The organism is Streptomyces sp. McG3 (assembly GCF_018619185.1).
In the GTDB taxonomy this organism is placed as follows: domain Bacteria; phylum Actinomycetota; class Actinomycetes; order Streptomycetales; family Streptomycetaceae; genus Streptomyces.
Genome location: NZ_JAAXYC010000041.1, coordinates 25921 through 39610, shown reverse-complemented (window position 1 = coordinate 39610; position 13690 = coordinate 25921). Strand labels below are relative to the sequence as shown.

General features: G+C 73.7%; 11 protein-coding genes and 3 pseudogenes. 9 read left to right on the top strand and 5 right to left on the bottom strand.

Features of this window, described 5'->3' with window-relative positions; translation table 11 throughout:
• From HET64_RS10020 to HET64_RS10000, 5 genes and pseudogenes are all read left to right on the top strand, one after another.
• Nucleotides 1-2534: AAA family ATPase (locus HET64_RS10020; protein ID WP_215103921.1), on the top strand; the 2534-nt coding region annotated here is incomplete at its 5' end.
• Between the two features lie 378 nt (nt 2535-2912).
• Nucleotides 2913-3914, top strand: a complete 1002-nt coding sequence (locus HET64_RS10015; RefSeq protein ID WP_374105551.1) for an endonuclease/exonuclease/phosphatase family protein — start codon at nt 2913-2915, stop codon at nt 3912-3914.
• Between the two features lie 41 nt (nt 3915-3955).
• The gene (cseB, locus tag HET64_RS10010) at nt 3956-4705 is read left to right on the top strand and encodes a two-component system response regulator CseB (RefSeq protein ID WP_215103918.1); all 750 of its coding nucleotides are present in this window, start codon (nt 3956-3958) and stop codon (nt 4703-4705) included.
• A gap of 16 nt (nt 4706-4721) precedes the next feature.
• A complete protein-coding gene (locus HET64_RS10005; protein WP_215103916.1) occupies nt 4722-5978 on the top strand; it encodes a HAMP domain-containing sensor histidine kinase in 1257 nt (418 codons plus the stop codon).
• Nucleotides 5979-6101: 123 nt separating this feature from the next.
• A pseudogene (locus HET64_RS10000) lies at nt 6102-7232 on the top strand (D-alanyl-D-alanine carboxypeptidase family protein).
• Here the strand turns inward: HET64_RS10000 and HET64_RS09995 are convergent.
• On the bottom strand, nt 7201-8316 hold the full coding sequence (locus HET64_RS09995) for an NADH:flavin oxidoreductase (RefSeq protein ID WP_215103927.1): 1116 nt from the start codon (nt 8314-8316) through the stop codon (nt 7201-7203). The pseudogene HET64_RS10000 and the gene HET64_RS09995 overlap by 32 nt on opposite strands.
• Before the next feature lie 352 nt (nt 8317-8668).
• On the opposite strand from HET64_RS09995, the gene HET64_RS09990 reads away from it, so the two are divergent.
• Nucleotides 8669-8926: a DUF4287 domain-containing protein gene (locus HET64_RS09990; protein ID WP_215103914.1), complete on the top strand. Its 258-nt coding sequence runs from the start codon at nt 8669-8671 to the stop codon at nt 8924-8926.
• Between the two features lie 141 nt (nt 8927-9067).
• A complete protein-coding gene (locus tag HET64_RS09985; RefSeq protein ID WP_215103912.1) occupies nt 9068-9841 on the top strand; it encodes a polysaccharide deacetylase family protein in 774 nt (257 codons plus the stop codon).
• Between the two features lie 46 nt (nt 9842-9887).
• Here HET64_RS09985 and HET64_RS09980 read toward each other — a convergent pair.
• A pseudogene (locus HET64_RS09980) lies at nt 9888-10581 on the bottom strand (hypothetical protein).
• 223 nt (nt 10582-10804) lie between these two features.
• Between HET64_RS09980 and HET64_RS09975 the strand changes: the two are divergent.
• Nucleotides 10805-11278, top strand: coding sequence for a hypothetical protein (locus HET64_RS09975; RefSeq protein WP_215103910.1), 474 nt, complete (start codon nt 10805-10807; stop codon nt 11276-11278).
• 50 nt (nt 11279-11328) lie between these two features.
• Here the strand turns inward: HET64_RS09975 and HET64_RS38950 are convergent, their stop codons facing one another.
• Nucleotides 11329-11484 carry a hypothetical protein gene (locus HET64_RS38950; RefSeq protein ID WP_251145080.1) on the bottom strand — a complete coding sequence of 52 codons (156 nt, stop codon included), beginning with the start codon at nt 11482-11484 and terminating at the stop codon, nt 11329-11331.
• Between HET64_RS38950 and HET64_RS38945 the strand changes: the two are divergent.
• Nucleotides 11456-11722: pseudogene (locus HET64_RS38945) on the top strand (hypothetical protein); the annotation flags it as partial. The gene HET64_RS38950 and the pseudogene HET64_RS38945 overlap by 29 nt on opposite strands.
• A gap of 99 nt (nt 11723-11821) precedes the next feature.
• On the opposite strand, the gene HET64_RS09965 reads toward HET64_RS38945, so the two are convergent.
• Together HET64_RS09965 and HET64_RS09960 are read right to left on the bottom strand one after the other, a co-directional pair.
• Nucleotides 11822-12370 carry a hypothetical protein gene (locus tag HET64_RS09965; protein WP_251145079.1) on the bottom strand — a complete coding sequence of 183 codons (549 nt, stop codon included), beginning with the start codon at nt 12368-12370 and terminating at the stop codon, nt 11822-11824.
• Between the two features lie 140 nt (nt 12371-12510).
• The gene (locus tag HET64_RS09960; protein ID WP_215103908.1) at nt 12511-13677 is read right to left on the bottom strand and encodes an McrC family protein; all 1167 of its coding nucleotides are present in this window, start codon (nt 13675-13677) and stop codon (nt 12511-12513) included.
• Nucleotides 13678-13690: the final 13 nt, after the last annotated feature.

Below are 13690 nucleotides of genomic sequence, written 5' to 3'. Positions count from 1 at the left end.
CCGTCCCCCTCACCCCCCTCGTCGGCCGCCGGCAGGCGCTCGCCGACCTTTCCCGGCTCCTCGCCGACGCACGGCTGGTGACCCTCACCGGGCCCGGTGGCGTCGGCAAGACCCGGCTGGCCGTGGCGGCGGCCGCCGCCGAGCGGGACGCGGCCCGGCCCGGTGAACTGGCCGACGGAACCTGGCTCGTGGAGTTCTCCGGCATCCGCGCCGGGACCCCGGCCGACCTGGCCCAGGTGGTCGCCGCCACCCTCGGCATCCGCGACGACGCCCCGAGCTCCTTGCCCGGCACCGGGACCGGGGCCGCCACGCACTCCGTCCCGCACCGCCTCGCCGCCGCCCTGCGCGACCGGCGCACCCTGCTCGTCCTGGACAACTGCGAGCATGTCGTCGACGCCGCAGCCGAACTCGCCGAACTGCTCCTGCGCACCGCCCCCGGCCTGCGGGTCCTCGCCACCGGCCAGGAGACGCTCGGCCTGGCGGGCGAGGCGATGTTCCTGGTCGAGCCCCTGCCGCCCGCCGACGCCGTCCGGATGTTCATGGAGCGCGCCGCCGCCGCCACCCCGGGCTTCCCGCGCGACCCGGACGCACCGGACGAGCCCGAACGCCGGGCCGTCGCCGAGATCTGCCGCCGCCTCGACGGCATCCCGCTGGCGCTGGAGCTCGCCGCCACCCGCGTAAGGGCTCTGGGCGTGCGGGAGTTGGCGGGGCGGCTCAACGACCGCTTCCGGGTGCTCACCTTCGGGCAGCGCGGCGCTCCGGCCCGCCAGCAGACGCTGCGGGCGGTGATCGACTGGAGCTGGGAACTGCTCAGCGCGCCCGAACGCATCGTGCTGCGCCGCCTGGCCGCCCACAGCGACGGCTGCGACCTGGCCGCCGCCGAGGCGGTCTGCGCGGGGGACGGCGTCGCCCGGGACGAGGTGCTCGACCTCGTCACCCGGCTGGTCGACCGGTCCCTGGTGGTCGTGGTGGACGGGCCCACCGGCCCCCGCTACCGGCTCCTGGAGTCCGTCGCCGCGTACGCGACCGAGCGGCTCCACGAGATGGAGGACCTCACCGCCGTACGGGACCGCCATCTGCGCCACTACCGGGCGCTGGCCGAGGACGCCGAGCCGCGGTTGCGGGGTGCCGGGCAGCGGCCCTGGCTGGCCCGGCTGGACGCCGAGGCCGGCAACCTGCGGACGGCGCTCGACGAAGGGGTGCGCCGGGCGGCTGCCGGGGAGCCGGCGGAGGCGGTCCGGCTGGCCACGGCCCTCGCCCGGTGGTGGCTGCTGCGGGGCCGGCTGACCGAGGCGCGCCGGAGCCTGGGCGCCGTGCTGGCCGTGACGGACGGCCCACCCGAACTCGCCCTCCTGCACGCCGCGTTCGCCCTGCTCACCGGTGACCCGGCGGCAGCGGCGACCACGGCGCACGGCAACGGCCCCGGTCCCGGCACGGACGCTGGTGACCCCGCGGCGGCGACCACGGCGCACGGCCCCGGTCCCGGCACGGATGCGACTCTGACCGCCGCCGCCGCGATCCCCGACCCCGTGCGCCGGGCCAGGGCGCTCTGGCTGTGCGCGTACGGCCTGTTCAGCGCGGGTGACGCGGCCGGGAGCGGTGAGCTGAACACCCGGGCCCTCGCCCTGTTCACCACGGCGGAGGACCGGTGGGGCATCGCTGCCGCCCTCGGCCTGCGCGCGATGCTCGCGCTGAGCTCCGGCGACCTCGCCGGTCTTGGCCGCGACGGCACGCGCAGCGCCCTGATCTTCCGTGAACTGGGCGATCGCTGGGGCGAGTTGCAGACCGTGTCCCCGCTCGCCGCGCTGGCCGAGATCAAGGGCGCGTACGAGGACGCCGAGCGCCGCCAGCACGAAGGGCTGCGCCTGGCCCGGGAGTGGGGGCTGGCGGCGGAGGTGTCGGCGCGGCTCTCCGGGCTCGGCCGGCTCGCGCTGCTGGCCCGTGACTGGGACCGCGCCCGTGAGCTGCACGAACAGGCGCGCCGGATCGCCGCCGAACAGGGGTACAAGTACGGCGAGATCCACTCCGAGATGGGTCTCGCCCTCGGGGCCCGCCGCTCGGGCGACCTCGACGGGGCCGAGCGGCATCTGCTGCACATCCGCGACGGCCACGCCGACGTCTCCTCCCGGGCGGGCGACCATCTGCTCCTGGCCGAGCTCGGCTTCGTCGCCGAGCTGCGCGGCGACGCGCCCGGGGCGGCCGCCCACCATCGGGCGGGCCTGGAGATCGCCCGCGCCCTCGCGGAGCCCCGCGCCCTGGCCCTCTCCCTGGAGGGCCTCGCCGGCGCGGCCGTGCTGCTCGGCGACGGCCCCGCCGCCACCCGGGCGGCCGTCCTCCTGGGCGCGGCGGCGGCCGCCCGGCGGCGGGCCGGGGCACCGTTGCCACCCGCCGAGCGCGCCGACGTCGACCGCGTCACCGCCGGGGCCCGGGCCACGCTGGGAGCGGACGCGTTCACGGAGGCGTACGGGAGGGGGGTCCGGCTGGACCCGGAGGGGGCGGTCCACCAGGCCGGCGACGTCTTCCCGGGGCGCTGACCGATACGTAACCGCAACAGACCCGCGCGGTCCCCGAAGCAGCGCTCTGACCGGCCGGAAGTACGGCTCGCGGACGCTGGGGGCGTACCCGACCCCCGGTGTACGTGACGTTGGGAGACCCGTGCCGTGCTGAGCATCCGGAAGGGCGGCCTGGACCCCCACGAGGCGATGGGCGTCGGCGGGCCGATGGGCTCCCACGAGGCCGTCGGCAGCGACGGGGGCACCGGCTTCGACGAGGCCGTGGGCAGGGACGGGCCCGTCGGCACCGACGGGGGCAACGGCACCCATGAGGGCTCCGCACCCGCCCCGGCTCCGGGCACCCACGAGCCCCCGGGCATCCGGACGGCTCCGGGCACCCACGTACCCCCGGACACCTCGATGCCCCCGGGCCCCGGGACGCCCCCGGGCACCCACGTACCCCCGGGCACTCAGACGCCCCCGGGCGCCCGGACGGCCGGTCCCCGTCGCTCCCGCCGACCGGGCCGGCTGCTCGCCGCCGTCGCCGTGCTGTGCGCCGTGGCGACGGCGCTGCACGCGTGGGTCCCGAACGCGGGGGTCAACGCGGGCAGTCTCTTCCAGACGCTGCTGCCCTGGACCGGCCTCGGCGTGCCACTCCTCCTCGGCCTCGCCGCCGTACGCCGGTCCCGGACCGCCGCCGTGGCGGTGCTCGCGCCCGCCGTCGTCTGGAGCACGCTCTTCGGCGGCGCGCTCACCGACAAGCGCTCGGGCGGCGGCGGTCTGACGGTGGTCGGCCACAACGTGAACGAGGGGAACACCGACCCGGCCGGCACCGCGCGCGCCCTGGTCGGGGCGGGCGCGGACGTCCTGGCGCTCGAAGAGCTCTCCGACGCGTCGGCGAGCGTCTACTCCCGCGAACTGGCCGCCGCCTATCCGCACCACGCGTTGATCGGCGGGGTCGGCATCTGGAGCAGGTACCCGCTGGCGGACGTGAAGGCGGTGCCGATCATGCCGTGGACCCGCGCGCTGCGCGCCACGGCCCGGACCCCGGACGGGCCCGTCGCCGTGTACGCGGTCCACCTGGCGTCGGTACGGGTCTCGGCGGCCGGTTTCACGACGGGCCGGCGCAACGCGGCGGCCCGCGAGCTGGCCGCCGCGCTCCGGGCGGAGCCCGCACCCCGGGTCGTGGTGCTGGGCGACTTCAACGGGACGTACCTGGACGGTGCGCTGGCCCCCGTGACCTCGCAGCTGCGCTCCGCGCAACGGGAGGCGGGCGACGGCCTCGGGTTCACCTGGCCCGCCGCGTTCCCGGTGGTCCGCATCGACGACGTGCTGGTGCGGGGGATGACCCCGCGCGCCGCCTGGACCCTGCCCGCCACCGGCAGCGACCACCTCCCGGTGGCGGCCACCCTGGGCCGGTGACCCGGTCCGCCGCCCTCCCCCGACTACGATGCGAGCGACCGATGACCTCGAACGCCCAGGTAGGCAGCGTGTCCGAAGCCCGGGGCCCGGCCCCCGTCAGCGTGCTCGTGGTCGAGGACGACGCCACCATCCGCCGCGCCGTCCAGCTGGCCCTGGAACGCTACGGCTACCGGGTCGACGTGGCCGCCGACGGGCTCACCGGCCTGGAGGCCTTCCGGGCGGGCGCGTACGACCTGCTGATCCTCGATGTGATGCTGCCCGAGCTGGACGGCATCGGCCTCTGCCACCGGATCCGCGAGGAGAGCCCCGTCCCGGTCCTGATGATGTCCGCGCGCGGTGACGCCCTCGACGTGGTCGCGGGCCTGGAGGCGGGGGCCGACGACTACGTGATCAAGCCCGTCGACACCGGCGTCATGGTCGCCCGGATCCGCGCCCTGCTGCGCCGCGCCACCTTCCGCCCGGACACGGAAGGACCCGCGGCCGGGAGGTCCGGCCGGGCCGACCACATCCTGGTCTTCGGGGACCTCAGCGTGGACACCCTCGGCATGGAGGTGCGCCGGGCCGGCGAGACCGTGCCGCTGACGCCGACCGAGCTCCGGCTGCTGCTGGAGTTCGCCGCCGCGCCCGGCTCGGTGCTCGACCGCCGCCGGCTACTGCGCGATGTGTGGGACTACGGCTGGGAGGGCGACACCCGGGTGGTGGACCTGTGCGTGCTCCGGCTGCGCAAGAAGATCGGCGGCGGCCGGATCGAGACGGTCCGCGGCTTCGGCTACAAGCTCGTCCGCGGCTGAGCGGCCGGCGGACGCCGTGGACTTCCTCAACCCCCGCGCCCTGCGCTGGAAGATCGCCGCCCTGGCCGCCGCCGCGTGCTGCGCGGTCGCGGCCGTGGTCGGGTTCCTGGTGCACGACGCGACCCGGGAGCGCGGGCTGCGCGTCGGTCACGACCGGACGCTCACCCGGCTGATCGCGGCCGAGCGGGAGTTCGACCGTACGGGGAAGGCGCCGGCCGACATCGACGTACGGACCAGGGCCGAGCTGCCCGGACAGCTGGCGCGCGACCTCGCCGGGCGCCGTCCCGCCACCGACGGCGGTTACGCCACCTGGTACGACGTCAAGCCGCCCAACTGGTACTGGATGTGGGGCGCCGTGGACGTCGGCGACGATCAGATCCTCGTCGTCCGGGACGACATGAGCGCCGAGGTCCGCAGCCTCCAGCTCCTGGACCGCAGCATCGTGAAATCCGTCCTCGCCGCCCTCGTCTTCGTCGTTCCGCTCGCCGCCCTCGCCACCGAACCGATCAACCGGCGGCTGCGCCGCGGAGCCCGTACCGCCCGCCGCATCGCCGACGGCGACCTGGACGCCCGCATCGGCCCCGGCGGCCGGGCCCGCGACGAGATCACCGAGATGTCGGCGGCCGTCGACGCCATGGCCGGCGCCCTCCAGCGCAAGCTGGAGACCGAGCGCCGCTTCACCGCCGACGTCGCGCACGAACTGCGCACCCCGCTCATGGGCCTGGTCACCGCCGCCGGTCTGCTGCCCGACGACGACGAGGCGACCGGTCTCGTACGGGACCGGCTGCGGGCCCTGAGCGCCCTGGTCGAGGACCTCTTGGAGATCTCCCGCCTCGACGCGGGCGCCGAGCGGGCCCGCCTCGACCCGGTGCCGCTGGGCGACCTGGTCGCCGACGTGGTGCGGCGTACGGGCACGGACACCCACCTCGACGTCGGGGCCGCCGAGGTGGTGGAGACGGACCCGCGCCGGGTGGAGCGGATCGTGGTCAACCTCGTCATCAACGCCCACCGGCACGGTGCGGCCCCCGTCGAGGTGACCGTGACCGGGGCGCGGATCGCCGTACGCGACCACGGGCCCGGGTTCCCGCCCGACCTGCTGGAGCGGGGCCCGCAGCGCTTCCGCACCGGCGCGAGCGAACGCGGCCGGGGGCACGGTCTCGGCCTGACGGTCGCCCAGGGCCAGTCCGGGGTGCTCGGAGCCCGGCTGACCTTTGCGACCGCCCCGGGCGGGGGAGCGCTAGCGACCCTCGATCTGGCCCCGCGTCCGGCCTGATACGGAACCGATACGCACTCTCGCGGGGGCGGAAACGGCGCCGTACGGGTGCGGAAGAACGACTCCTCGAAGGTGACGGAAGTACGGGAAACCGCACCGGTCACCCGTCACCTGGAGGAGCCCATGCCCGATACCCGCATCGTTCCCGACACTCCCGCCGTTCCTGCCCTCACTCCCGACCCCGGCCCTGCGCCGGCCACCGGGAGTGGTCTCCGTGTCCGTGTCCGCTCCCGCTTTCGCTTCCGAATCCGCCGCTCGGTCCTCGTACCGCTGACCGCCGCCGTGGTGCTCGTGGCCGGTACGGGCGGGTGGTACGCGGCCGGCGGCGGCAGGTCCACGGTCGGGCCGGCCCCCGCCGAGGGCCCGGGGGAGAAGGTGGCGCCGCTCGCCAGGTCGCTGCACCTGCCCTGGCCGCGCGAGGGCCAGGCGAGCGTGGCGGTCGAGGGGATCGGCAGCCTCGGCACCCGGGGCGAGCAGAAGCCGGTCCCGATCGCCAGCGTCACCAAGGTCATGACGGCGTACGTGATCCTGAAGGGCCACCCGATGGGGGCGGACGCCCCCGGCGCGACCGTGGTCGCCGACCGGCAGGCGGCCGACGAGTCGTACTCCTCCGTTGAGACGACCGCCCCTGTCCTGGCCGGTCGGGAGTACACCCAACGACGCCTGCTGGAGCTGATGATGGTGCCGTCGGGCAACACGTGGCGCGGCTGCTGGCCCGTTGGGACGCGGGTGACGAGAAGGCGTTCGTCGCGAAGATGAACCGGGCCGCCGCCGGACTCGGCATGCGCGCCACCACGTACACCGGGGTGAGCGGCATGGAGACGAGCACGAGGAGCACGGCCGACGACCAACTGCGGCTGGCCCGTGCCGCCATGAAGGACCCGGCCTTCCGGCGGATCGTGGCGACCGCCTCCGTCACGGCCCCGGGCACCGGGGTGACCTTCCGCAACACCAACAAGCTGCTCGGGCGCGACGGGGTCATCGGCCTGAAGACCGGCTCCTCCACCCCGGCGGGCGGCAACCTCGTCTGGGCCACCACGCAGGAGGTCGCCGGGGTCTCCCGGCTGGTCCTCGGGGTCGTCCTGCACCAGCGTGCCGGCACCACCCCCACCGAGGGCAGCGCCGCCGCCCACGAGGCCGGCCACGCCCTGATCACCGCGGTCCGCGCGGACCTCCCGGCTGCGGCGAACAGGGCGTAGGCGCCGGTGCGAGGGCTCGCGGGTCAGCGCAGGCTCTTCAGCATCTCCGCGGTGAACGGGGTGATGTCCGAGGTCCGCCCGCGCAGGGTCTTCGCCGCCCACTCCGGGTCGGAGATCAGTGCCCGCCCGACGGCGACCATGTCGAACTCGTCGCGCTCCATCCGGTCCAGCAACTGCTCGATGCCGGTGACCTTGGAGTCGTTGCCCTGAAAAGCGCTGAAGAAGTCGTCGTCCAGGCCGACCGAGCCGACGGTGAGGGTCGGCCTGCCGCTGATCTTCTTCACCCATCCGGCCAGGTTCAGATCGGAGCCGTCGAACTCCGGCAGCCAGTAGCGGCGGGTGGACGCGTGGAAGACGTCGACACCGGCTTCGGCCAGCGGGGCGAGCAGGTCGTCCAGTTCCTGTGGGGTGCGGGCGAGCTTCGCGTCGTAGGCGTCCGCCTTCCACTGCGACATCCGGAAGAAGAGAGGGAAGGCGTCGGAGACGGCGGCGCGGCAGGCCGCCACGATCTCGGCCGCGAAACGGGTCCGGGAGACCAGGTCGCCACCGTAGGCGTCGGTACGCCGGTTGCTTCCGGACCACAGGAACTGGTCGATCAAGTAGCCGTGGGCTCCGTGCAGTTCGATGCCATCGAAGCCGACGCGTTCGGCGGCCGCCGCCGCGTCGGCGAACGCGGCGATGACGTCGTCGAGGTCCTGCTGCGTCATGGCGCGCCCCTTGGGCTCGCCGCTCAGGGACAGGCCCGAGGGGCCGACCGGCTCGGCGTCCGGTACGGGCCCGGCGCCTTCGGTGCGGGTGACGCCCACGTGCCACAGCTGCGGGATGATCGCGCCGCCCGCGCGGTGCACGGAGTCCGCCACGTCCGCCCAGCCCGCGAGCGCCGCCTCGCCGTGGAAGCGCGGGACCGAGTCGCTGGTCCCCGCGGACGCGTGGTCGACGTAGGTGCCCTCGGTGATGATCAGCCCGACGTCACCGGCGGCCCGCCGGGTGTAGTAGTCCGCCACGTCCTGTCCCGGCACGCCGTCCGGGGAGAAGTGCCGGGTCATGGGCGCCATCGCGATCCGGTTCCGGCTGGTGAGCCCGCGAACGGTGAACGGGCGGGAGAGGGTGTCCGCGGCGCGGGCAGCGGTGTCCGTCACGCCGGCCGTCACGCCGCTTGTCACACCGGTCGTCACGTTGGTCGTCACGCCGTTCGGAGCGTGTGCCGTCACGTCTGTCACGTCGGTTTCCTGTCGATAGCCGGGGGTGTCCACCCGGCGCCAACACGCTCCCGCCGCGTGGGCATCCCGGCACCGGCCCCGATCCGGGTAAAGGCTGGGCAAAGAACGGAGTTGGCCTCCGGTGGCCGGGTGGCCGGGTGGCCGTCGGCGCGGTGCGGCCGTGCGGGACTGTGACCCGAACCACTGTCGAACGCCGATGACTTCACCCACCTCCGCCGGTCATACCCCCGACGCCTTCCGTACGGGGAGGGCACGACAGACGGGACACCCCATGACCGACGCCGTGAAGGGCCCTGCCAGCTACTTCCCCTCGATCGAGAAGAAGTACGGCCGCCCGGTCTCCGAGTGGAAGGACCTCGTCCGCGCGTCCCCGCTGACCAGGCACATGGAGCTGGTCGCCTGGCTCAAGTCCGAACACGGACTGGGCCACGGGCACGCCAACGCCCTGGTCGCGCACACCCTCGCCGAGGGCAACGGGCCCAAGAGCAACGGCCCCGAGGGCAGCGACCCCGGGGGCAAGGCTCGCTGACCCGGTCTCGCGACGGCCTCGAATGTCGCCGGCTCCCTGCGACTGTGTCCGCGAACGGTAACCGAGGCATCCCACCGGGACGCTCGCCTGTCTAGATGGGTGCACGGCATCGGTGGAGACAGCAAAAAGGGGCGGGCGGACATGGGCAAGCACAAGGGAAGGGCATGGCACAGCCGGCTCCTCGCGGCGGCGCTCGGCGTGACGGCGCTGGCCGCCGCCACCTCGGTGTGGACCGCACAGGCCGACACCACCGGGGGTCGGCCGGCGGGAAGTGTCGCCTCGCCCGACGAGCGGGACCGGCCCGTGGCCAAGGTGGCGGCGGACATCGCGCACGCCTCGGACCGCGGGGACCGGGGCGTCAACATCACCATCGACGACGGCCCGGACCCGGTCTGGACGCCGCAGGTGCTGCGCCTGCTGAAGGACCAGGGCGTGAAGGCCACGTTCTGCATGGTGGGCACCCAGGCCCGGGCGTACCCGGACCTGGTCAAGCAGGTCGTGGCGGACGGCCACCGGCTGTGCAACCACACCGTCTCGCACGACACCACCATGGACACCAAGTCCGAGGCCTACCAGTCGCAGCAGATCCTGGACGCCGAACGCATGATCATCAAGGCGTCCGGAGGTGTCCGTTCGCAGTACTACCGGGCCCCGGGCGGCGCCTTCACCCCGTACAGCCGACAGCTCGCCGCGTCCCACGGGATGCGGCCGCTGGGCTGGAACGTCGACACCAAGGACTTCGAGCACCCCGGTGCGGACACCATGGTCGCCACCGTCAAGCGCGAGATCTCCAACGGGCCGACCGTCCTCTTCCACGACGCGGGCGGGGAACGCTCCCAGACGCTGGCTGCTCTGCGCGAGGTCCTGCCCTGGCTGGAGGAGCAGGGCTATTCCTTCGGATTCCCCGTGCGCTGACCGAGGCCCGCTCGCCCCGCCCTCGACACGGTCCCTGATCCGGGCCTCAGTTGGCCCAGACGACGGGACTGTCGCTGTACGTGTCGCCCTCGTCGAACTGGGCGGCCGTGACCGGTGCGCCCTTCGTGGCGGTGAGCGAGCAGGTCTCGTACGACGCGCCCTTGGTGGTGAACTCGCGGGGTGTGCTCTCCCGGTCGCCTGTGCCGGGGAGGTCGCCGATCAGCACGATGCCCGTGCCCGCACCCCCTTCGAGCACACCGTCCAGCTTCGGCGACGCGTAGGACAGGCCGGTGCCGCCGACGTTCTCCACCTTCATCTTGATGAAGTAGGGCGTCCATCCCCTTCGCCTTGTCGCCGAAGGCGGCCATATCGGCCTCGGCGCCCTTCTCGATCGCCGTGACGGTCACCGCGATGGTGCCCTTCTTGTCACTCGTGTACGCGAACGGCAGGACGGCCCTGTCGCCGACCTTGAGCTCCGTGCCCGGGGCGGCGACGTCCCCCTCGCCCCCGGCCGGAGCGTCACCGCCGTCACCGCCGTCGGCAGCGGGGCTCTCGCCGCCCGCCTCACTGTCCGGCTCGGCGCAGCATGGCCAGACGGCCGGCCTCGGACATCTCGCGGAGCTCGACCCGGTGCGCGCCGCCCAGACCGCTTCCACCAGCGCGTCATCGGAGACCGGCCGGCCCGGTCGGCTCAGCAGGACCGCCAGGGGGATCCGTCCTTTCGGCGTGCCCGGTTCCAGCGGTACGCCGGCCCGCCACACGGTCGGCGGACCCAGTACCCCGAAGTCCACAGCTGCTGCCCCCCGCCTTCGACGGCCACTGCAACGGCCACCGTCCGCGACCGGCCCGACGGAGCCGCCGGGGTGCGGGCCGGGCCGTCCTGGGGTGGGGCTGATGCTCAGGGATCCGTGCCCGCCAGTAGAGTTCGATGCTTGTTCGATTCGACGCGAGGTGGGGGGACGGATGGTGGGCGCACAACTGAGAGACACCGCACAGGAGTTGGCGGCGGTGTTGTGGCGGGAGCACACCGTGTACCGGGAGCGGTCCGGGGGGATGGTCATCCGGGGTGAACACGTACGGCGGTGGATCAGCCTCGCCCCGGCGGGCGGCCGGGACGAGATTCTCGTACGCGCGGGTCGCATCCTGGACGGCGGCACCACCGCTCCGGCGCGTTCGGAGGCCGTGGTGCCCCTCTCCGCCGGTACGGGCGTGCTCGCCGCGACCTGCCGGCGGCTGCTGGCCGACGCGGCGGCCGACGCGGCGCGGCCCGCTCCGGACCGCGCGGCCACGGGGCGGTCCCGGCGGTCCCGGCGCTCCCGCGGGTCCGCGCGGCGGAACGGCAGGGGAAGGCACACCGGTTTCAGCTCATGGGTGATCCTCGTGTGCGTCGTCGGCGTGATCGCGCTGTTCGCGTACACCTCCGCGATGCACGGCTGACGCGGGGCGTCGGCAAGGAACGACCCGGACCGGGGCCGCACCGGTGACGGTCAGTACCCGCCGGCAGGATCCCGTGCCATGACCGCACCGATCAGTGAGTCGTGGACGCGCATCGAGAACTGGCCGGCCGCGCACGCGCCGACGACCTGCGCGGCGCCGGCGCCGCCCGCGGATCCGGTGGATATCGCCGCGACCGAACGGGACATCGGCCGGCCGCTCCCGAAGCCCCTGGTGGTGTCGTTGCTGCGGCACGACGGCCTCGGCTACCAGGGGGGATCGATGCTGCCCGGGTCCTACAGGCCGATCGGCACCCGCCGGATCGCTGACGAGTGGCGGCTCTCCACCGGCTTCTACGACAGGCTCACGGCGGAGGAGATGGGGGACGACGAGGCGGACGTCGACTTCATGGGCATGGGGTTCAGCAGCGTTCTCTACGGACATCCGCGGTTGATCCCCATCGCACGGGACGTCGGAGGGGGCTGCCTCGTGCTGGACCCGGGACCCCCGCCTTCCTGGACGGCCGGCCGAGAACGAGCGCTTCGGTCACGACCACGCCGCGCAGTCCGCCACGGAGATCTCCGCGACAGCCGCATCCCGCACGTCCTCCAGTGCCGGGATGAAAGGGCGAACGTCGGGAAGCGGAGTACAGAAGGTGACGTTCGAGGTGAGGAGCCCCGGATCGGCATCCTCACCCTCATCGGTACGGGTACGGGTACCTGTATCCGTATCGGCGAAGGAGAGGACGACGTAAGCCCTCACTTCGGCGTCGCCGAACTCCTCCTGTGCCGTCCGAAGGCAGGCACACACGTAAGCCAGGCACCTCCGGACGAGGAGGGGTGTGCGTTCGTGCGGAGCGGCCGGGAGGTCGTAGTCGGTCATCCCCCTCCCATTGCTCGTGGTCTCTTCCGCGAGCCGGTCGAGGTAAGGGCCGGATACCTCCGGGCGGAGGGCGGTCAGCACGCGGCCACCGGCTGCCGTGACGGACCACCCGCCTTCCACGACTTCACGGAACACGGGTGGGACATCCCGATCGCTCAGGTCGGTGGGAGCTGTCGCCCGCAGGATGTCCCGCATCAGGGGATTGCTTCGCATGCCGCCCCTCCTCCGATCTCTGCGACGCACATGTGAGGTTCGCGAGAGTGCCCCACGGTCACAGGCCGTCAGGAATCCGTCCATGGCCGACCCGCAGCCGTCAGGAAGGGTACGGCCGCCCCACCCGCGTACTTCCGCGGTCAGATCACTTTCACGGACGCGGCGAAATCGGCGATCGCCTTCCGGAGCGGTTCGGCGGCCGTCCCCGGGTCGGAGCGGGTGTCCAGGCCGAGCACCAGGATGCGTCCCACCAGCCCACGGGGCCCGCGGAATTCGAGCTGGTGGCCGGACGGTCCCCGCGGGTCCGGGTGAACCACCAGGGCGAGGGGATTCCCGGGGTCGGCGTGGCCGGCGATGTAGGTGAGGAGCTGGTGACGGTCCTCGGGGGAGACGTTCTCCTTCGCGTAGTTCTTGTACTTCGCGTCCACGGCCAGGTAGGGCGTGGCCCCGGGGGGTGCGCCCGGCGGACCGAAGGACAGCAGCACATCGGGCCGGAAGGACGGGGAACTCCTCCCGTGGCCCCCGTGCCTTCCGTGGGTCAGAATGTGGTGGACCTTGTCCCGGGCCCACCAGCCACCGACAGCGGCCGCCGCGTCGGCCGCAATGCGCTGGACCACGCTCTCCCAGAGACCGTCCAGCTTGAGCAGCAGCCCTTGCGCTTCGAAGCCGTACGGGTTCAGCAGGTCATTGGGTCCGCCGCCGCCGAGCACCATGCGTGCCCACGCGTGGGCGGGCCGGTAGTGGGCGTTGAGCGCGGAGTACTGCCCACGGGCGAGCAACGGCAGCACATCGGGAGTACGTGGAGGAACCGGGAAGTCCAGGGCCGCGGAGGCCAGCTGGTGCTTGAGGAGCGGATCGCTCACCTGCCCGGCGGCGGCGCTCAGCGCGGCTCCGCACACGAGGTTCTCCCAGCCCCCGTCCTCGAACTCGAAGGTCCTGACGTGCAACTGGTCGACCGCGCCGAAACACCTGGTGGCCTGTGCCTCGACGTTCAGCCGCCCCCGCAGCGTGGTGTCCACGCGCTGTCGGCGTACGTAGTGCCTGCGCAGGCCGCGGCGCACGAGCAGACGGCACTCGTACAGCAGGGCGGCGGGAACCAGCCCCGCGTAACCGTCGCTGCCGAGCGGCCACTTGCGCAGCTCCTCGTCGATCGTGCTGTTCTGCCCGTTGGCGTACGAGAGCCAGTCGATGAGCCGGTTTCCCGCGATCGGGAACTTGGGGCGGAGCACCAGCCGGATGCGGCTGAGCTCCAGAACCCCGGTGACCGTCCGTGCGGTGAGGACATAGTGGTCCCGCTTCTCCACCACGCCGACGGACTTG

Coding starts and splice junctions, on each gene's coding strand:
- HET64_RS10015 (WP_374105551.1), top strand. CDS start 2,913: ATGCCCCCGGGCCCCGGGACGCCCCCGGGCACCCACGTACCCCCGGGC.
- cseB (WP_215103918.1), top strand. CDS start 3,956: ATGACCTCGAACGCCCAGGTAGGCAGCGTGTCCGAAGCCCGGGGCCCG.
- HET64_RS09990 (WP_215103914.1), top strand. CDS start 8,669: ATGACCGACGCCGTGAAGGGCCCTGCCAGCTACTTCCCCTCGATCGAG.
- HET64_RS09985 (WP_215103912.1), top strand. CDS start 9,068: ATGGGCAAGCACAAGGGAAGGGCATGGCACAGCCGGCTCCTCGCGGCG.
- HET64_RS09975 (WP_215103910.1), top strand. CDS start 10,805: ATGGTGGGCGCACAACTGAGAGACACCGCACAGGAGTTGGCGGCGGTG.
- HET64_RS38950 (WP_251145080.1), bottom strand. CDS start 11,484: ATGTCCCGTTCGGTCGCGGCGATATCCACCGGATCCGCGGGCGGCGCC.
- HET64_RS09965 (WP_251145079.1), bottom strand. CDS start 12,370: ATGCGAAGCAATCCCCTGATGCGGGACATCCTGCGGGCGACAGCTCCC.